Source organism: Flagellimonas beolgyonensis (assembly GCF_003992615.1).
GTDB classification, from domain to species: Bacteria; Bacteroidota; Bacteroidia; order Flavobacteriales; family Flavobacteriaceae; genus Flagellimonas; species Flagellimonas beolgyonensis.
In genome coordinates, this window is record NZ_RZMY01000006.1 from 460,241 (window position 1) to 481,654 (window position 21,414).

16 protein-coding genes are annotated in these 21,414 nt (G+C 42.2%); all 16 read right to left on the reverse strand.

What is annotated here, in order from left to right:
* Nucleotides 1-203 precede the first annotated feature (203 nt).
* The 16 genes from EO131_RS05690 to EO131_RS05765 all read right to left on the reverse strand — a co-directional run bounded on the left by EO131_RS05690 (nt 204) and on the right by EO131_RS05765 (nt 20,737).
* Entirely contained in the window at nt 204-1,343 is a 1,140-nt protein-coding gene (locus EO131_RS05690; RefSeq protein ID WP_127019771.1) for a type II secretion system F family protein, read from the reverse strand.
* Nucleotide 1,344: 1 nt separating this feature from the next.
* Nucleotides 1,345-1,815 carry a PulJ/GspJ family protein gene (locus EO131_RS05695; protein ID WP_127019773.1) on the reverse strand — a complete coding sequence of 157 codons (471 nt, stop codon included), beginning with the start codon at nt 1,813-1,815 and terminating at the stop codon, nt 1,345-1,347.
* Nucleotide 1,816: 1 nt separating this feature from the next.
* Complete coding sequence (locus tag EO131_RS05700) at nt 1,817-2,140, reverse strand: hypothetical protein (RefSeq protein WP_127019775.1); 324 nt, start codon at nt 2,138-2,140, stop codon at nt 1,817-1,819.
* Nucleotides 2,128-3,396, reverse strand: a complete 1,269-nt coding sequence (locus EO131_RS05705; RefSeq protein WP_127019777.1) for a hypothetical protein — start codon at nt 3,394-3,396, stop codon at nt 2,128-2,130. The genes EO131_RS05700 and EO131_RS05705 overlap by 13 nt, the downstream gene beginning before the upstream one ends.
* Nucleotides 3,393-3,851, reverse strand: coding sequence for a hypothetical protein (locus tag EO131_RS05710; protein ID WP_127019778.1), 459 nt, complete (start codon nt 3,849-3,851; stop codon nt 3,393-3,395). The genes EO131_RS05705 and EO131_RS05710 overlap by 4 nt, the downstream gene beginning before the upstream one ends.
* Nucleotides 3,848-4,540, reverse strand: coding sequence for a fibronectin type III domain-containing protein (locus tag EO131_RS05715; protein WP_127019780.1), 693 nt, complete (start codon nt 4,538-4,540; stop codon nt 3,848-3,850). The genes EO131_RS05710 and EO131_RS05715 overlap by 4 nt, the downstream gene beginning before the upstream one ends.
* On the reverse strand, nt 4,537-5,250 hold the full coding sequence (locus EO131_RS05720) for a hypothetical protein (protein ID WP_127019782.1): 714 nt from the start codon (nt 5,248-5,250) through the stop codon (nt 4,537-4,539). Before EO131_RS05720 ends, EO131_RS05715 begins: the two co-directional genes overlap by 4 nt.
* 73 nt (nt 5,251-5,323) lie before the next feature.
* The gene (locus EO131_RS05725) at nt 5,324-7,648 is read right to left on the reverse strand and encodes a T9SS type B sorting domain-containing protein (RefSeq protein ID WP_127019784.1); all 2,325 of its coding nucleotides are present in this window, start codon (nt 7,646-7,648) and stop codon (nt 5,324-5,326) included.
* Nucleotides 7,649-8,111: 463 nt separating this feature from the next.
* Nucleotides 8,112-8,822 carry a DUF6794 domain-containing protein gene (locus tag EO131_RS05730; protein WP_127019786.1) on the reverse strand — a complete coding sequence of 237 codons (711 nt, stop codon included), beginning with the start codon at nt 8,820-8,822 and terminating at the stop codon, nt 8,112-8,114.
* A gap of 136 nt (nt 8,823-8,958) precedes the next feature.
* Entirely contained in the window at nt 8,959-9,516 is a 558-nt protein-coding gene (locus tag EO131_RS05735) for an REP-associated tyrosine transposase (RefSeq protein ID WP_127020080.1), read from the reverse strand.
* 142 nt (nt 9,517-9,658) lie between these two features.
* Entirely contained in the window at nt 9,659-9,898 is a 240-nt protein-coding gene (locus EO131_RS05740) for a hypothetical protein (protein ID WP_127019788.1), read from the reverse strand.
* A complete protein-coding gene (locus tag EO131_RS05745; RefSeq protein WP_127019790.1) occupies nt 9,895-10,608 on the reverse strand; it encodes a hypothetical protein in 714 nt (237 codons plus the stop codon). Before EO131_RS05745 ends, EO131_RS05740 begins: the two co-directional genes overlap by 4 nt.
* 215 nt (nt 10,609-10,823) lie before the next feature.
* Complete coding sequence (locus EO131_RS05750; RefSeq protein WP_127019792.1) at nt 10,824-11,195, reverse strand: hypothetical protein; 372 nt, start codon at nt 11,193-11,195, stop codon at nt 10,824-10,826.
* Nucleotides 11,196-11,197: 2 nt separating this feature from the next.
* Entirely contained in the window at nt 11,198-16,984 is a 5,787-nt protein-coding gene (locus EO131_RS05755; protein ID WP_164731623.1) for a DUF6443 domain-containing protein, read from the reverse strand.
* 7 nt (nt 16,985-16,991) lie between these two features.
* On the reverse strand, nt 16,992-17,447 hold the full coding sequence (locus tag EO131_RS05760; protein WP_127019796.1) for a hypothetical protein: 456 nt from the start codon (nt 17,445-17,447) through the stop codon (nt 16,992-16,994).
* Nucleotides 17,448-17,458: 11 nt separating this feature from the next.
* The gene (locus EO131_RS05765) at nt 17,459-20,737 is read right to left on the reverse strand and encodes an RHS repeat domain-containing protein (protein WP_127019798.1); all 3,279 of its coding nucleotides are present in this window, start codon (nt 20,735-20,737) and stop codon (nt 17,459-17,461) included.
* Nucleotides 20,738-21,414: the final 677 nt, after the last annotated feature.

A 21,414-nucleotide genomic window follows, 5' to 3' on the forward strand; every position in this document is an offset into this window, starting at 1 on the left:
TGTTTTGATTTCACTTAAATAAGTTAAGTTGGGGATGGTGGCAGAAAGTTAAATTATTGCATATCCCGCTGTAAACCAATTACTTCTATCAAAGAGTCAATTATTGGTCACCTTTTTGGTCTCTTTTTAAACATTGTAGGCTTTCCATATTCAAATATATCTCTTTCGAATTCAAACAGTACCAAATAAAATTAACCAAACCTTTATCCACCCAAAACCGTGCTCAGTTGGAACATAGGCAAATACATGGACACCAAAATCACCCCCACAAATATCCCGATGACCACAATGATCAAAGGCTCCATAATGGTCGACAGCATTTTGGATTTTTGTTGCACCTCAATAGCGTATTGCTGGTGCAGTTTCTCAAAGATGTATTCCGTTTGATTGGTCTCCTCAGCCACTTTGATCAACGATACCATCTTGTTATCGAACATCCTGTTGCCCTTCAAACTCTCATGTAGCGCCACACCCTTCATTATCCTGGTTTCCATATTATCCAATGCATCCTGCAATGGCACAAAACCTATCATCCGTTTCACCAGTTGGATGCCGTTCAACATGGGTACTTTGGAAGAGGTCAACAGCGCAACGGCTTGGGTAAACTGGGTCAAATAGACCGAACGTACAAAATTGCCCACATATGGAACTTTCAACAGCAAATAGTCCCTCCTCCTTTTTATCTGCTCATTTTTCAACAAGGGTTTCCTCAGCAATAAAAGAATACCAACAACTAAAACAACAAGTGCGCCATAGTCCTTGATGAAATTGGACACCGCGATGATCCATTGGGTTATGGTGGGCAGCTCCACTTTGTTTTGCTTAAAAATATCCTCAAACATGGGGACCACCATGCGAAGCATGAAAACGACCACCAATATGGCCGTACTCAAAATGATCAGGGGATAGGTCAACGCGTTGACCAAATTTCGGCGCTGTTCGTTCTTTTGTCGAAAAAAAGCGGCCAGTTCTTGGAACACGGTTGGCAACGTGCCGCTCTCCTCTCCTATTTGTACCGAATGGAACTCGTATTCGGTAAACTCCTTTCTGGTTTTAAGTACTTCTGAAAAACTTGATCCCTTGTCCAGTTCGGATACCATTTGGCCAAAAAACACCTGAAACTTCTCCTTTTTGTGATTTTCCTTGAGCAACTCCAACGCCTCACGAAGCTGTACCCCAGCTTTCAACAAAATGGCCATTTCGCTGTAAAATTCTTCCTTGCGCTTGTTATTAAAAAAGGAACCAAAAAGTGTGATTTCTTTCTTCAACCATCGGTCCAACCCCTGATTTTCCATAGAAACAGGCGCTTTTTTATCCAAGGTTTGTTCAAGTTTAAATCCCATCTTATCGGTTTACATAACTGGTTGCTGCATTTCTTTTGGAAACAAATACCCGTTGATTACCTTGATCTTTGGTGGTGTACAAATCCAGGGCATCAATTTCACCCGAGATGCTTTCTTTACCATTGAAATACCTTTCCATTGCAGCAATATTTATAAAAAAAGTATCCTTACCCTTGATTATTGCTTCTTCTTTGAACATATAATGGGTCTCCTTCAACCCATTGGCCAACAACAGCTCATTTTTGGAACTGTCGAACCAAATTCGGTCGCTTTGGTTAAAATCGATCCAAAGGCTTTGGCGTAACAAATTCAACTCGGTGTTCTGTTCATAATTGGATGCTATCCCCTGCATTTGAATCTGCACCAATCGGAGCACGCTATATGCCATGCCCACCACAAGACTGGTGATCAACAAAACCACGAGCATTTCGTTCAAGGTAAAGGCTTTTATTTTATGGGGTTTCCAATTCATTTTACAACTTGATCGAGACCTTCTTTTTTGTTTCAAGGTGTTTTGCTGAAAAAAACACTTGGTTTTTGGAGTTCCATTCACGGGCCTCCACTATAATCTCCCAATCTCCCAATTCATCATAATAAGGCAGTTGCAATTGCCCATTTTCATATCGGTACCTCAAGAACAACAACTCTTGTTCCACCTCATGGGTATTGTTTGTTACTGTGTTGGCAAAAAGGGCATTCAACGTAATGCTCGCCATCATAAAAACAATGACGATCAAGACCGTGGCCACCAATGTTTCCATTAATGTGGATGCCTTTATCTTTTTCAATAGAGCCATTTCATCACTTGATTTGCTGATTTTTCAGAAAACACCAATCCCCCATAGGCCATGGGCAACAAACTGGCATCAATTCGGCCATTGTACAAATGGTTTAGGTACAGGTTTCCGTTTGCCATAGCGATGAAAGCTGTGGTATAAACACTCCCGAAAACTTCACCTTTTAACTCCAAATACCCTTCACAAAATAATTCTCCAAATACCACGGTATCCGTATCTATTTTAATGTCAGGGGTGAATTCTTGGGCATCGTTACCAGTTAGAAAGAGCATGGTTCCGGATATTCTAGACCCCGAATTTATGACCAATGACGGTTCCGAAGACATATCCATATTCCTCTTGAATCTTCCGGTCTCCTGCACCGCCAAGATGGTTGGATACACCAAATTACAGTTATTGCCCACTGTAATCTGTTCGCTCGCCAATGCCTGAAAATTACCATTGACTCCATCAGCAATATGTATTTCTGGCGCAATCAAAACAACATCTTGAAGCACTGCTGTATCGAATACCTTGATTTGGCGGGAAGCCCAAACCATAATGTTTCCGGTCAAGGATATGCTTTCCAAATCAACATTAACACCTTGAATGATCTGGGTCTCTTGTTGAAAGCCATTTTTTACCATTGCTCCCGTCTTTAACCTGAGATCATTGCCTGCAAGTATAAACCCTGATGCCGTCAATTGCTTCAATTGTCCTACCATCCCTTTTTCCAGTTCCGGAAGCCTTGATTTGCTTTGCCTTTGATGCCCGTAAACCAATTGTGGTTTGGAATAGCCAAACCCTTGTATATTCCCTATTTTAATGCCCCGTTCGGGCAAATAGGCATTCCCATTGATCTTGGCATCCCCAGCAATGACCATGGGCCGGTTGTCATCTTGCAGGTAAAGGGCCGCTCGATTTTCCTCTTTATGGCCGACCAAGCCGGTTTTGGTAAACTTTAATTTTCCCTTTTTGGAAACAACTGTTCGTTTTTCCAGCATACCCCAAAAGGATTTTTGGACCGAGGTATGGATTCCTATGGTGCTTTCCTCCAGCAATGTCCAGGTTTTGCCTGTTTCCAGTGGTTGTTCAAAGGATTGGGTCATTCCCCTGTCCGTTGTCTGGATCAAATCTATGGTGATGTCCGTTTTCTTGTTAAAAAGGGTATGGCTGTGACTGAGCATCACAAATGCCATCAACAGGACGGCAATAATGGCCCCGATAAAGAGGACAAACTGCAATGCTCCGGCCTTTATTTTCTTTATTCCAATCATTGGGAACGTAAAATGGTTTCCGTTATGCCGCCATAGCGTACTTTGATCTCTTCCCCATTTCCAGTAACCAATTTTACACCATCAGCCTGTTCATTTTTGGACATCAGGTGTTGCTGCCCGTCAATGGTGACAAAAAACAAGGTTTTTGAGTCGCCTGTTTGGGCAACCGAACCGGAATACACAATATTCTTTTTTTGGACCGGTTGCTTTGCAACTTGTTGTTTTACTGGTTTTCGTTCACTCTGGGGCAGGGTGCCTAAAAAAGGATCTCGATAATTGGCCATTAAACGAAAGGTATCCTTTTCAGCTAAAGGCTTCGGAGTAAATGCAAATGGCTTGGATGTTGGCAATGGATCTTCATCCGGCGACAGGGTCTTTACCACCTTATAACCGATGATGCCCCAGATGATCAATACGAGGCCCAGAAGCACATATGTCTTTACGTTTTTGCTCAATTCACAGTCACATTAAATATGTTGGATGGATTACTCTCGTTACCTGCTGTATCATAAGCCTTTACATTCCAATAATAAGTACCTGTGGTCAAGTTGGTCCCGTACGTTTTGTTGGCGCCAATAGCCTTGGAGGATAACACGGATAAACTTTCATCCTCATAAATAAAAATGCTGTCGCGCTCGGTGGTTCCCGGCACATCTTCGCGGGTCCACGAAAAATTGACTGTTGTTTCTGCTTGGGAGGTCCCGTTGGCCGGTGCTACCAATTGTGGTGTATTGGGTGGGGTTGCGTCAAAATTGGCATCCCCGTTTACTGAAAATGCACTGGTGGTATAACTGGTTTCATAAGCGCTATTGAAGGCTTTAATACGCCATTCATAGGTTCCGTTCAATAGGTTTTGCCCCAACCTCGGGTCCACATATCCCAGGGAATCCACTTCCACCACACTGTCCAGAACAAACTGGGCGGCATTCTCAAAATTGGGGCTGGCAATCTGGATTCGATACCCGGTGGCTTCATCCATGGTTTCCCAATTAAAGTTTACGCTATTGGCCGTCAATGCACTGCCATCCATTGGTGCGAGGATGATCACAGATTGTTCCGAAATGTCCGGCACCACCAGAATATCGTCACAGCTTGCCAGCCCGACCAAAAGGGCCATGGCTAAAAAGGTTCTTTTCTTGATCATAGTTTTAAATAATCCGGTGTTCTGTCCAGTTTTTTGGGATTGGCCGCGGTATCTCCCGGACTGGTTTTCCCGTCCATCAATATGTGGGCTATTTGTAGTTGGCCCTTGTTGTCCTTATTCCAGCAGAAATTGGCCGTTTCAAAATCGAAGACCTCCAAATCGGCCATATTTAGGATAGTTCCTGATTCAAATACCAAGCTGAGTGTACCGTCCCGATCCGTAGTCAAAAAAAAGCGATCGGTGGCTTCTATTTTTTCGGATACCTCCACTTGGGCAACGAATGAAATTTGGGACAATAGCACCAAATCGGAGTCTTCCTTCAAATACTTTTTTAACGGGGCGTTATCAGATTGGTTCAATTGTTCCACAAGCCTGATAACATCCGTAATAGTCATTTTAAAATACTTGGGCATTGTATTTTTGGTTGTATCCCTTTCCATAGCCAAAGGCTCCAAACCTTGCTTTTCACGGTTCTTGGAATATTTGCCCAGCATGTTCGATGTAAAAGGAACCGATTGAACGGATACAGCTATAGGCGACACCAAAGTAGGCTCCCCCATTTTTTGAAATTCCTTTTTAAACAATTGGGATTGGTGTTTCCCAACGGAACCGATCATCGGTAATTGGGAAGCCACCTGTTGCATTTGGCGCATGGGGCCACAGGCGTTCAGCGTCAAGGCCAACAGCAAAATGGTTAGTATAGGTCTCATTAACTAAGATTCTGGTACTTAGTTAACGTAATTTTCACCCCAGTGTTGTATGAAAAACCTTTATTTAAGCAAATTATCGTCGTAGGGTAAAATGACCTGTGAAAATTTTACCATTATCATAAATATATTTGAACCAATAATCTGATGAAGGCATGGGTTTGCCCAAAAAACGACCATCCCAACCTGGTGACAAAGGTGAAAACTGCACTAGCAATTTGCCGTAGCGGTCATAAATGAACAGTTGTGACTCTGGGAACAGTTCCCCGCCCACAATGTTCCAAGTTTCGTTCACAGTATCGCCATTCGGGGTAAAAAACCGTTGGTACCCTATCGCCACCACTTCTTCACTCAGCTCCCTGCAACCCAGGGGGTCTCTTACGAAAACCGTATATTTTCCGGGAAGCACTTTAAAATTATTGGAACCCTGATAGTTTGTTCCATCAATCGAATATTCGAAATACCCAACACCAGTGGCATTTATGGTAAGATCGACATAGTCCGAAAAACCGCCCAATTCTATGTTCATCTCCTCAGGAGCTCCAGAAGAAAACACTTCAAATTGTTTGGCACTTGAACAGGTCACGCCATACTTGGTTTCTGTGACTGTCAGGGTATAGACTCCCAAGCTTTGTACATTGAAAATCCGCTCGCTACCAACTGTATTACCATCACTATCTTCCCAAACATAGCTTTCAAAATCACCGGCATCCAATACCAATTCCGGGGCATCGGGACAAATAACATATCTATCTTCCAGCTCAATTTGTGGTGGAGGAACTGCAATCACATCGAACCCTACCACCGCATAGCATTCTGTTTTAAGTACGTTATAGACCCTAGCAAATAGAGATTTGTCCGTGCCATCGAGCACCAAGCTCGAGGACAATGGATTGGTATCATTTTCGGCATCTGTTTCAGTGGCATAATAACTGACCTGATACAGATTGGGATCTTGCCCATTGAGAATCTCCGCATCTTTTTGGGAAAGGGAATAATTGGTTTCGGCCTGCCCTTCCATGGAACAATACACAATATCGGTTGGTTCATGGGCTACGGGCATATCGTTGACAATAATATCCTTTGTGCTTATCGAGGTTCCCGATGCGGTGGTCACCGTTGCGCTAACCATATAATTGCCGGTTGCAGTATAGGTATGGGCCGGAGTTTCATCGGTAGAGGTATTTCCGTCACCAAAATCCCATAAAATGGAAAGGATGGGGTCTTCGATTCCCATTTCGAATTGCGTGGGTTGCCCAAAACAGGCAATTTCTGCCAAAATGCCCCCGGAATAAAAATACGATTGAATGAAAGGGGGAAGGCCCAAATATCCCTCTCGATCTCCTAGATCCAACGCATTGAGTTCATACTGGCAGCCCATACCCGGAATGTCGGGATTATGAATTACGCTTAAATACTGTTTCTCGTTATTGGTGCAATAGATCTTGCCATCGATGGCCAACTGCAATGCACCGCTATCCGTTACATCACCACTGATGTTGAGCTCCGTTGCACGAATATCCGGTGCTGTAAGATCATACTGGTAAACATTGCCTCTCTCTTCGGCGATATAGAGCAACTTGCCCGAGGGAGAAAATTCTGTTCCATAAAAGAAACGGTTTCCCCCAAGGACTACCGGATTGGACACCATACCGGTTGCATTGTCGAAATCCAACAATTCTACGGAAACCCTATAATACGATATGGCCAATTTGGTGCCATCCGGTGAAGCTTTCAGATACCCAATGGGATCTCTTAATCCCGGTTGTGTAGCAAGGCCATTATCGACCGCGCTCACCACGGGATTGGGGTCCACACCAGTTGGGGAAACACGCCAGGCATAAAAAAGGTCATTGTAATACCCATGCCCGATCACCCAAATATCCGTGCCATTGGCATGCTTTACCGCTGTGAGCTTTTCTGCAGCAAAAGTGGGTTTTCCATCGGCATCTACCGGCAGTAACGGCACATTTTTGTTCACTACCGAACCCAGACCACCGGCTGCCGTCATATCCACTTCGGAATAATTGACCCCATTGAACTGCCAACATGTAAAAATATAATGACTGTTGGGATTTTGGGGCTTTGGAACAATAATGGCGGACTGGGTAGATGAAAAATACCCCAATAATCCGGTGCCGTTGTCCATGATCGCATGGTTTTTGTTCCATACATCGCTACCATCGGTATAGAACAGCAAACTGCCATTAGCATCGGAAATAACGGAACAGCCCTCTTTGGTGGATAGCTGACCATCGAACAGCGGCACCGGGGCACCACTGCGAAAATCGAGACCTGCATTATTGCCAAAATACCATATGGATGCCTCTAGTTGGGCATAGGCTCCTGTGCCACTCCATACATAAAGTGCAAAGCATATGATTAGGCTGCGTAGGTTCAAGTTAGGGCTACATTGTGTTAAAGGACTAAAATAGGATTTTTCCTGCAACACCTAGCATTTTTTCTACGAACTGCCCCATTTTTGTTGTCAAATACCCTGCTACCGCAAGATTGCATCATATGGTAATAAATTAAACTAATTCATAAAGCCTCCGCTACCGCAAGATTGTATCTTGTGGTAAATTAATCATTCCAAAAACGGTTTTGATTCAAAATCAAAAATCTTTCCACTAACCTTCATGTACTTTACAATACAACTTGGTCAAAAAAGAAAAGCCACAACCGAACTAACGGCCATGGCTTTTTTCTAACTCTATTTTGCTCACTCTTACCGCCACTAGTCATGCTTCGACAGGCTCAGCACAGGAAGACTAGCGGTAGCTGGGGAGCATCCAAAATACTGGCTTTTAATAGTTTAAATTAAATAATCGGAAAAACAACTATTTTACCACATTACCCATCAATTAATCGACATTCTCAATTATATTTCTAAGAAGATTTACTTTCATCTCGTCACCTACATGAATTTCTTCCATTAATATTTTGACACTATCCTTATTTTTGGACAGAACTTTTATCTCAAACGACTTATCGGAGATATCGTTTTCTTCATGTTTTGAAAGTATCTGCCCTATTACCAATAAATCCAAGCTATCGTTATAAACCCAGTTGCTCTCTTGCGGATAGTTATGACTATATGCAGAACCTTTCTCAATAGGCATTCTGATAACTATTGTGTCTCCAACATTATATTTAGAAAAATAACCATTTGCCCTTGAGATATTTTTGTCATTCCGTTGCTTCTCGTCAGCCATGATAGAATGTATATTGGCTATTTGTGCATCTATATCAATAGGTTTGCCATTCAATTTTTTATGTAAAGAAGCAAATACGATACTCGACATATAATCTTCATGATAAATACCCAAAGAATGAAAATAATTAAGCAAAGTTGAGTCATTTGGACTATGCAATTCTTGATTTCTAAAAACCATTGCTTTATCAAAATGCTCATCTAATAAAGCTATGCTATCTGGTTTTTGTGCAAAATCTTTAAGCTCTTCCGTTGACCAAGATTTTTCTATACTCTCTATTGCAGTATACAATGGAGTATCCTTGTTTTGACAACCAATAAAACTTAAAAGCAAAACCATTAAAATGAATCTTCTCATCATTATTGAAGTTTTAAATTAAAATCAATTTCTTCTAGGAACCCTAGAGTGTATTGTTTCGTCTCTACCTCTATTTGCGTCCAAAACCTTTAATTCTCCCCCGCTACCGCAAGATTGCATCTTGTGGTACTAAATTAGACTATTCCAAAAAACCTAGTTCATCCAAATCCAAAACAGTATAATCCCCATTTAAATTTCTTGCACTGCTGTACTTCCAGTCTTCCGGACTTGTCACAAAACCGCTCACTATAGGATTGTTGTGTATATAGTCTCGTTTTTGTTTGATAACGGAAGGGCTCCAAAGCTCGATTGGTTTATTGTGGCGTTGCCAAAATTGATAATTGACACTGTTTTCCTTATCGGTTCCAGCTTGTTGAAACATGGGAAGCAACCACTCTTTTCTGCTTTCCTTTGGATGTTGTTGTATGGCATTCACCAACACTTTTGAAGTATACTTTTTAATATCGCGCAACAATCCCGAAGGGTCACCCAATTTGGAACGAAAAATAAAATGCACATGGCTGGGCATAAAGCAATAGGCAAAGAGTTCCATGCCCTTCTCCTTTCTGCAATGTTCCACGCTTTCCGCTAGCACTTTAAAATATGCTTCCCTTACAAAGACATCCACCCAATGTACCGTGGCAAAAGAAACAAAATAGATGCCATTTGGATTATGGAATTTATAGTTACGGCTCATCCAAAAAAGATAACCATTACCCCCTTTTCCTGAATCGCTAATTGACAAATGCCTGTTTTGGTCATACAAAAGCCACAACCGAACTAACGGCCGTAGCTTTTGTTTTTATATTTATTGTTATTGTCACTCACTCTCACTGCCACTAGTCGAAGACTAGCGGGAGCGGGGGGAAATTGGGCGATGCAATTTGAATGCGATACCCTGTGGCTTCATCCACGGTTTCCCAATTAAAGTTTACGCTATTGGCCGTCAATGCACTGCCATCCATTGGTGCGAGGATGATCACAGATTGTTCCGAAATGTCCGGCACCACCAGAATATCGTCACAGCTTGCCAGCCCGACCAAAAGGGCCATGGCTAAAAAGGTTCTTTTCTTGATCATAGTTTTAAATAATCCGGTGTTCTGTCCAGTTTTTTGGGATTGGCCTCGGTATCTCCCGGACAGGTTTTCCCGTCCATCAAGATGTGGGCTATTTGTAGTCGGGCCTTGTTGTCCTTATTCCAGCAGAAATTGGCCGTTTCAAAATCGAAGACCTCCAAATCGGCTATTTTAAGGGTAGCTCCCGATTCAAATTGCAGGCTTAGTGCTCCGTCCCGATCCGTAGTCAAAACAAAGCGATCGGAAGCCTTTATTTTATCGGACACCTCCACTTGGGCCACAAATGAAATTTGGGACAACAGTACCAAATCGGTGTCCTCCTTCAAATACTTTTTTAATGGGGCGTTATCAGATTGGTTCAATTGTTCCACAAGGCCGACAACATCCGTAATTATCATTTTAAAATACTTGGGCATTGTATTTTTGGTCGTATCCCTTTCCATAGCCAAAGGCTCCAAACCTTGCTTTTCACGGTTCTTGGCATATTTGCCCAGCATACTCGATGTAAAAGGAACCGATTGAACGGATACAGCTATAGGCGACACCAAAGTAGGTTCCCCCATTTTTTGAAATTCCTTTTTAAACAATTGGGATTGGTGTTTCCCGACGGAACCAATCATCGGTAATTGGGAAGCCACCTGTTGCAGTTGGCGCATGGGGCCACAGGCATTCAGCGTCAAGGCCAACAGCAAAATGGTCAGTGTAGGTCTCATTAACTCAGATTCTGGTAAGATTATAACGCTTTTTTCCCAAAAGTGTTGTGTGAAAAATCTGCAATTCTGAAACAACTGTAAATGTCACCTAATGCTACTTCAAGATTATAACTTTTGGTCATTAAAAAGCCATGACCATATTCACAGCCATGGCTTTTTATATTGTTCACTTATACTCCAACCACTAGTCTCAGACTAGCGGGAGCGAGGGGGGACTAGTGGTGGTGAGGAAGGTCTTCAATTTTGTTTATTTTATTAAGAAACCAATCTTCGAATGCTTTCAAATTATCTTTGCCACCATAGCACTTTAAGCATTTAGCAAGTGAACTTAGGCCATCTAAAAACAACAAGTCTTCTCCTCGTTCCCTTGATTGCCGTATATAATTAGTCAATTTATGACTTGTTATTTGCTCTTTAGCTGGATAAATTTTTCTTACGAGACCAAAATATTCATCTATGGTTAAATAATCATTGCTTTTTTCTGGAGTTAAGTCAGTAAATGATTCTTCTAACAAATTGAAAATCTCCAGTTCAAAGTCTGAAAATCCTAACTCTTCCAACTTTTCAAATATGCTACTTGTTTTCATAATTAATAATATCCCAAATCTTTTAAAACTTTTTGAACTTGTCGTGAATATTTTGTTTTCGGATTGGCAATCAGACCTGTTGCCTTATGAATATAAAAATGTATCTCTGTTGCCTTTCCATTAATATGTCCACCTTGATAAACTTTAATCCATTCTCCCTGTGCTATTTTCTGTAATGCTGGATAAATTTCACTCTTACTGGCAGATCCTCCGATTCTACTCACTAATGGCACAAATCCAGGAAATCTTTCTCCAATCTGCGAAATAACTGATACACCTGCCTTACCTTCTCCCCCAGTACCAGTAAAAAACAATGCTGACATTGCAACATCTCCACCAACACTATTATCGGTCCCCAAATATTCATTCATTGTTGCATAATACTCGGAAACTGACATTTCACCATTTGAAACCGCAGCAGCTAATCTCGCTGGAGAGGATACACCCGCCAAATCGGAAGCTTCAAACACTTGATTCATGTTTCTGGCTCCATCCTTCATTCCTTCCGTAACACGATCTATATCCTTCTTACTCTCTTGAACAAGACTTTCATCTGAACCTATACCGCTGAACAATCGATTTATTGAGCCAACCAACCATTTAAAAATACCACTACCGTCATCACCTCCACAACAATTTTCGCCACTTTTAGACCCTTGTTGACTTTGAGAACCACCCGTTTCTCCTCCAGCCGAAAAATTCCCTTGGGCATCAAAACCAAAACTAAAATTACCTGAATACTCGGCATAACCGTAGGGAGCCATACCATCCGGATCAATGAAGAATACTGGATTATCAAACGCATAATTATACGGACTGTGCCTTCTCATCTGCTCCGCCAAGGGATCTAAATTCATCCACCTTCCCAATGCCGGGTCATAGTTCCTTGCACCAAAGTAGTAGGTGGCCAGGGCCTCGTTGAAACTATCATCATACTCCTTCCCGCCGAACTTCCACTTCTGTGCCACGCTGTTGCCCAATGGAGAAATAGGAAGGCTATTATACCCTTTGTGCGTAAGCCCGAAAGGGTAGTAGTTGCTTTCCTCCACAATTTCCAATGTGCCACCATTGTCCACATAGCTTAAGCGTATGTTGCCCAAATGATCTTTGTACTGGTACACGTAGTCGTACCCGCCCATACCATTAGGGGTTACATAGCCTTCTGGTTGGCCAAAAAACTGCAATACATTGTCCTGGTAAATAAAGCCGCCTGCATATTCTGTCAGAGAACCTCCTCCAGACACCTCCTTTTTCAATTTGGTGCCTATAGCATCATAAACATACGAAATAGTTCCGGATCCCGTATCAATATTTGTAGGAAGATTCAGATGGTTATAGGTTATGCCATCGACCAAGTCGGCACCTATCCCCTTATTTTTATCCATCACCAAGTTTCCGTTGGCATCATAACGGTAATCGTTACCTGTTGTGGAGATTGGTTCCTTGAAACCGTACGTTTTATTGCCAGTATCGGTAACTTTCAACAGTTTATTGCCACTGTCGTAATCATAATCCAAAACATCCATATCCCAATAATTACTGCTGTTTTGCCAACCATGACGCTTCAACGACATGATATTGCCATTTTTATCATATGTAACATAGGATAGATTATAACTGTTATTCCAGTTTTGGGCATTATCCAATCGGTTTAAAGCATCATAACCATACTTGTACCAACGCAAGGTGTTGTCATTGGCGGTTTTCCATTCGGTCTCAGCAATATTGCCATTGTACAGGGTTGCACCTCCATGGTCCTGGGTGTTGTAATTGATCCCAAAGGCAAAGAGGTCATTGCCCAACGCGTTCGGGTCGTTGATCTGTTTCAGCCAGCTCCGCACATTATAGGTATAGTCCACCGTTTGCAGGCCGCCACCCACTTGTTTGGTGGCCAACTGGCCGAGTTCATCATAACCGTTGTTCACCAAGGTTTCCTCTGGTTGCCCGGTAATGGTCTGCTTCTGTGTCAATAACCTGCCCAGATCATCGTAGGTGAAGGTATCCACTATGACGATATCGGTATACCCTGTACGTTGGTGGGTGGTCTTGGTCTCCAATACCTTGCCGATAAAATCCAATTTGGTTTCCACTAGATCGGAGGTGTTCAAATAATCATTGGTGCTTTTGTTCCAAATGGGTCTTCGTTTATCATCATAGCCCAGCATCGTGGTTATCCAATCATTGGAGCCCAACACCCGCACTTTTGTCCCAGTGGCCAAGCCTTTTACCTCCAATGTGGTATTTTGTCCCAAAACCGTAACCGGAAGGCTCAGCCCCGGTCTGTCAAACACATAGTCATCATAGTAGTTTATGGTATGGATTTCCGTAATGGTTTGTGGAATCGTGTTGTTGGAATAATATATCGTGGTTCCCGCCAAAGTGGTTGAGCTACCTTGTTTGCTCTCATATTGGTCGTATGTTGTTGTGTTGTCAGCATAGCCCTGCATGGTTTCCCTGCTAATAACATTTGCCTGGGTATGCAGCCCAGTGTAGGCCACCCTGCCAAAGGCATCATATTTGGTGAAGAGCCATTGTTTGTTCGGACGTTGCACCGCATCCTGGGTAAGTACAGGCTGGTCCAAGGTGTTATAAACGATGTACTCCCATCCCTTGCCCGGTATCTTCTTTTCCACCAAGCGGTTACGGTGGTCGTACTTATATTGGTAGCAAAGCTCACTGAGTTCAGGGGCCGACACCCCATCGGAGGTATCTACCAAAGGTGGCAATACATAGGTTAGGTTGCCATAGTCATCGTATACATAGTAGGTATCATGTTGCGTTACGACATTGTCCACCATTGCATAGGTCCGTTTGAGCACCACCCTGCCGAGCTTATCGGTAAATTCTTCCGTGGTATGCAGCTTGTTGGCGGTACCATCGTGGTTTTCATCCTTGATGACATTCTTGGTCAATTCTCCCGCAGCGTAATGGCCGTTGGCCACCAAACTAGGGGTATAGGTGTTATTGGACACCGTGTGGGTAACATTGTACAGACGTACCTCGCTGGTGGTATTGGTTTCATAGTCAAACTTGATGCCATGTCCGCCGCCCAATTGCCAATCCTTGCCCGGTGCCGCCTGTTCTAGAATCCGGCTCAGGGGAGACGCTTCGAAGTCCTTTTCGGAATAGGCGTTCACCTGGTTGGTGGCCAAACCTGTAAAGTCCTGTGCAAATTTGCCCTGATAGTATTGTTGGGTGGTTGCGGAAACATCCCCTCGATAACTGCCCAATGAACCAGAGGTTTCCGGATAGGGCAACCATTCCTTGTCCTGCCGTCCAAAACTGTCATATGATACATGGGAAATTAAATCTGAGGAACCCCCATTATCAAACATGTCCGCCAAAGGCACTTCGTTGCCATCCACAATTTCCAAAATGGGCTGATAGAAATACTGCCGTACATTGACATCCGTGGCATAATACAGATAGCTCCTGAACCGTGATGTGGTGGTCGACGATCCCCATTTGAACTCGGTACCGTCCAATACTTTATTCCCCTGCATATCGTACACCCCGCTTATGCCAGATCCATTCACAGATCCAGAATAGGTGTAGGGATGTACAATACCCACCAAAAGATACCATTCTCCCAATTGGGGAAGATCACCATAAAAAAAATAAGGGTTTGTATTGGCACCTCCGCCCAGATTGTCCACATTTTGGGTTCCATGGTAAGTTCTTCCGTCTTGCGAAAAATCCCTGCGGACCCAAACCGTATAGCGATAGGTCTTGGTCTTGTCCACGGTGATATAGTCCGTGTTCCACCCACCATCACCATTGTTCGCCGGATCGTTTCCACAGGCCCAGATCAGGGCACTTTTCCCGAAAGGATCGGGACCAGTAATTATATTGTTCTCAGCAGCATTCCCATTTCTGTTGAAGAATGGTGTTGCTGTGGCCCCTTCGGTCCAGTCCATGACCCATCCTGCTGGATAATTAGGGCTGATCGTACTGGCTTTCGATATGGAACCTTTAATTGCTATCTGCTGTTTAGAACGGCCGAGACCATCATAATAGCTTATACCCTCCAACACATCCCTGTTGGTCTTTATATCCACAGATGAAGCCATTTCAGATTGATATGTCCTGGAATAAATATAATTTTCATCGCTAAAGACCGGAGACTGGTAATCACAGCCGTTGGTCGCTCCCGGAACATCTGGACATTGATCCAACGTGTTGTTGGCATAGCCGAGGGGCTTAAAGCTTGCATAAATGGTCGGTGCGGCTTCGCCGAATCCATCCCCATCTTTGTCCAGATAAAAGGTCTGGGGTGGCAGATTGGTGATCCTATTTGTGGAATCGTCATAGTCGGAATTGTTCGAGACATAACCGGCAGGTTGAGTGCAATCGGAAAGCGTTGAAGAAGGATTTCCAAATCCATCCCCATCGATGTCCGCATACCAAGTAACTGGTTGGTCCACTGTAAATGTAATCGTACGTGCGGGGCCCCAGCACCCAAAACTGTTCCTTCCCCTTAGATAATAGGATGGTCCATTGTATAAGGTAAGGGTAACATTAGAATTGTTTGTGCTCTCACCATTTTCCGTGGCCTGCCAGTACCAAGTTATACCACTAGGTGGGTTGGACCTGGTCAATGTGACACTTCCGCAAACACTTGATATAGAAGGCGCTGCTGGTTCCAGAATTTCATCTCGAACCACTACTTCTGTACCCAAGGTGTATTTGGTCTGCGAACAGGATTGGACCCGTCTTCTATACCACCGTGTAGAGGTCAAACCGCTTGGAGGATTATAAGAGGCTCCGGTTGCTCCAGATATATCTGTCCAACCCGTACTGCCATCACTGGAATATTGCCATTGGTAGTTATAGGTTCCATTCCCCCCACCTGAAGATAGTACGGTTATGTTTTCTGGATCGCCACCATAACATATCGGTGAGGGTGAAGAAATAGCCCCTGCTGATAAATCGGGCCAAACAGTTACCATGATAGTGTTCGAATATTTGGTCTGACCAGAACATGAAACCACACTTCGTCGATACCATCTATTTGCTGTTAGTCCCGATGGGGGGTCATAAGAAGTTCCAGTTGCACCACTTATGTTTGTCCACCCTGAAGTTCCTGTACTTGAATATTGCCATTGATAGCTGTAGCCACCACTGCCGCCGGAAGCGCTGGATGAATTAGTCAAATTTGAAGGGTTGCCGCCATAACATATGGTATGTGCGCTTCCGATTGTACCGGCAGTATAGTTTGCAATGGTGACTGATACCGAGCCTGATCCGGTGCTCCATTGGCCAGTTGAATTACTTCTAGCCCTGATATAGTAGGTGCCGTTACCCTCATTTGGGGTATAGGTCGATCCGCTGCCCTTAGTTGTACTTGTCCCGGAGCTGTTCTTGCCCTGCCAATACCAGGTTATACCACTTGGTGGAGATCCAGATCTAGTCAATGTTGCTGTACCGCAACCATTGCTGGAAATTGTAGGGTTATTAGGGTTCCTCACCCCAATAGACACGGATTTGCTCAAATAATAATAGTTATAATACGTATCCCGAACCGTAGCAGAAACCGTTTTGGATCCAGTGCTCGAGAAAGTTATCGCAGCACTATTGGATGAACTGTAATTTATGGTGCCACCGCTAGAAACACTCCATTGTGTAGAGGAGATGGCATATGGGCCGCTTATACTAAAATATCCTGATTCTCCCTGATACATGCTGGTCGGGCCGTACATGGTAAATTGGGCATGTACCGTGCTGATCATTAACAAGAGCGTGGTACCCAGTACCAACTTAAAAAGATTTTTTATTAGAATAATATTCATAACATGATCAGTTTTTGGTGAAATATAGTTCGGGTAAAATGGGCCTGGCATCATTTGAAGTTGGCGGTATCAATACCAATCTGTTCGATTTGATCTCACCAATCAACAAACTGTATGAGTTTCCCTGTGGGTCGTACAATTCGAGTACATTGCCAATAATTGCCCATTTCCCGAACAATCGCTCCCCACTTGCCATGCTCTGCTCAAAATCACCATTGGGTGAAAAAGTCATACGCCTACCTGTGTATGCAGATAAGATTTCAGCTTTTAGACCAGGTATGGTATCAGTGTGCTGCTTGATATCTAAGGACATCCGTGAGAATGAGGGCCCATCGGAAAAGGTCCAAGTACCATAGATATAATTATTGTCCTGTGCATTGATTGTGTGGATATAGAGGAATAGTGTCAAAAGTATCATCGTTTTTGTCGACAATACTTTTATGGTAGTATTGAAAATTTTCATGGTCATGTATTTTAGTTCTGTCCTTTGTAGTGGTACTGATAATCGTTTAACAGCTTTTGGTCGTTGTCCTTAACATTCTTAAGCCTATTAAAAGAATCGTACTCATAATAGGTCGTTAAACCGTTAGGATTTGTTATGCTTGTCACACCAACCAAGGGGTCATACGTATATGAGGTTACCATTGAGGTAGGTAGATTGGATCTGAGATTATTTAAGGCAGTTCTTAAAATGTTCTCATCCGCGACTGAATCATCTGCATTGGAAGCTGTAACAGCAGCATTGATCAAATTTTGAATATTTGCATCAATATTGCTTGAATCCAGATTTTCGATCTTGGCAATTGGATATTGATGGTAATATCCCCAAACATAGTATACATGGGGGCCTTCTGAGGTTTGGGTCATTTCAACCAGATTCCCTTTTAAATCGTAATCCAAAAATTGAAAAGCGGTAAACTCTGTTCCATTTTGTTTCAGTTTTTTTATTTCGGCGGGCAGAATAAGGTTTGAAAAATTGTTGTAGACCATCGTTTCTTTGCTAAGCAAAGCAACATTCTTCCTGTTCTCAGTTTCCAGCAGTTCAAAAATCCTATTTTGGTCATAAAGTCCCTGTATCACCGATGACTCCGTTGGATTTTTGTCCAGAACATAGGTATAGTTGGTTACATAATTGTCCCCTTTACTATCGATAATGGTTCTTTTATCCAAAATAGGAAAAGAGGTCTTATATTCCATTAATTGCTGGGTTACCAATTGGTTTCCGGAGTTAAACAACGATTCGGTCAAAGAGGTACCCAATTGTTTGGCCACTTTAAGTTGACTGGTTACCGTGAGCATGTGCGACTGTACATCATAGGCATCAATGCCAGTACTATATTCCGTGGCCCGGATTCTTACATTTTTTTGGAGATTTTGTGTTGCATAAACTTTGTCCAAATACCCAAAATCTTCACTCTTTAATAGTACGTTGGATTCTGAATAGACTTTCTTATATATCGGTTTACCCCTTTGGTAATCATTGTTTTGATACGTAATGGATGGATAACCACTATTATTTATTATTGCATCGCTACACTGATAACTATTTTGTACACTAAAGATTTGATGTCCATTGGTAGGGGTTCTACCCTCAGGAATATTTCCATTGTTTTTTGAAGAAGTAAAATGGTATTCTGTAAACCCATTTCCCACTTCCTTTTCTACCACCTTTGAGTATCCCACAAAACTTCCCGTTGTAAGTTCGACACCTCCCTTTGGTTTGTCATAGACAGCCGCTTCATAGAGAGAGAATGGAGAAAGTTGAAACTGATGGGGATAACCATAAATTGGTATGTTATTGATGTAACCCGACGAACTGCCATCTGCTTCTTCATATTCATAATCAATTTTCTTCACAATGTTGGCACCGTCCTTAAGGGTTTGGGAAGCAATTCTTGCACCTCCACCAACATATTCCTCTCCCATGAATTTGAACGTATTGTTTTCATATATAAACTCAGAGGATCCACCAGTAGGATAGACCACTTTTTTCAACAGGCCGGTCAAAGAATAGGAATTTGGCGTTAGATCGACACTACCGGGAATCAATTGATAATTTGGAGCGTTCGTGCGTTGAAACGGCAATATGGAATGTTGCCCTTGATTTGGGTAGAAATAAAGCTTTGGTGTGTAGGTCGTTGTTGAGTTGGAATTTCCTGTAACCCCATTGTTGTTGTAAAAGCCTAAATAATCTTGTTGTAACGAACCTCTCTTAGGAAGTTTGTTGACATAGTCATATTCAAAGCCATAACTGTTCTTGTTTCCCAATCCATCCTCAATGTCAACACCATCCAATCGCAGCCTTTTGCACTCGGGTCCACTGCAGTTTTCCTTGGAATCAAAATAACCATATCGGAACTTTACTGTTTTTATCAGCTTATTGTTGAAATCTTTTACCCTTATCTCGGTCAATGCCTTTTCTCCCAGATAGTCAGTCCTATTCTGGGCATAAATAAACTCAACCAATCCCCCATCAAATTGAATGGTTTGCAATCTTTTTCGCAATGGATGCTTTTCCCAATTTTCAAAAGCTCCGAGATAGGGATCTTCTGCAGACCTTCCTATACTAAATGTATTGTGAGCAAAAAAACAGGAATTGTTTTGGTTCAAAGAAGTAGGGCCGTTACTGGCCATAACATGGTCATTGACAAACGTGTTTTCGACCACCTCACTGTTAGCATAGCTTTCGTATAAAAAATTTACAATACGATTTGTTTTTTTATCCTTAATTTCTGAGACATTCCATGTATGGATCTGTTTCCTATAATTCAGTGCTTCCATCGTAGCCCAGGTATTTTTCCAACTATTTAAAGTCCCGGACGGCTGGGGTTCCAAGGGAGAGTAAAAGCTTTCACTTACTTCTATCTCATCGAACTTATATTGCAGTCCATTGGCATCTGAAATCAAAAAATTAAAGAAATCCATAATGGGATAAGTCATTCTCCCATAGTGACTCCCAGGATTCCCTGGCGCATAAAATCCAAATCCATCGACATTTCTAACATCAACTTCCAAAGCATCCATTCTAGCTCCGCTATTGTCCAAAAAAGTGGTAGTAAACCCATCATTGTTGTTTGGATAAATACACAAACTGGAAGTGTTGATAGATGTAAATTCAGTACTCAGTCCCGGAGCATTGACCATAAATACGTCCGGTGACAAATCATCTACCTGAAAACCAAAGCCAGCCGGGTTACCTCCAGGTACATTGTTGCTAGAGTTAACAACGTCCTCATAATATACTGCATGTCTGTTCTGTGATGACCATTCAGTAACTATTTCTCTTGGAGATGCACACCCCGCTTTTCGATTATAACCCAAGGAAGCAATCCAACCCTGTAAAATCATTCCGAGGTCCCAATCATTTTCTGCATTGAGCGAAAAACCTGCCTCATTATCAGGGAGGTCTTTTATATTTCTAACAATGCTCCCACCTGCATTGATGTTCCAACCCGTTCCAACAGAAGAGGCAATGTCATCCACTTTAACCCCCCCTGAGTTGTAGGTTAAAGTTATAGGTACGGTAATATTGCCTGATTTGATTACATAAATGGGTATGCTCAAATCTATCTTACCTGTATATAGGTTTACAGGGAGTGCATTGAACTTCTGAAATGCCATTACATCAGGAGATGCTGTTATGGAATTGTCTGGAATAGGGTTTATAAACCCTCCGTGATTTCCTTCTTGGGAATAAAACTTATTGCTTTGTAAAAAAATAAATAGCAATGCTAAATGATATAGTTTTTTCATCACTTGTCTATTGAAGAATATTAGATTTAGAATGTTGTGATTATACTGAAATTGCTTGATAGCAATCCTTGTTTAAACTCCAACTTATTTAAATGTGCTTAGTGGATTAAGTTGTAAGGTGAAACAGGGAATAAAAATTTTAAAACCGTAGGACTACCTAGATATGGTGTAGCGGCAATGTGAAATAAAAAAATGAGATGCTGAAAAAGGTAAAAGCTGATTTTTGAATCAATTCATTTACCAATCGGAGATAATTACGGAACTCCATAAATGTAGGTTAAGGTTAATGTTTATTGGTAGCCAATTTGGGATGGCTTCTCAAACATATTTATTTTTTTAAAAATTTAATACTATTTTTCTGCTTTTTCGATAAAAAACATACTTATTTTTAATAAATATTAATATCTATTAATTTGAAGCAATATCTTACTTATTAAAATTTGATGCATAGTTAATCCACCTATGTTTTTGGAACGTAATTTATAATGATCATGGTTATTCTCTCAACAAAACTTTTAATCACACCTCATTAATTGATACCAATTCTTTTACCAAAACAAAAGCCATGGCACCTTACCATGGCTCTGTTTCAACTAAATCAATTTGGTACCCTAAATTGCCACGAATAATCCAGCTTCGACAGGCTCAGCACAAAAAGACTAGCGGTAGCGGGGGGG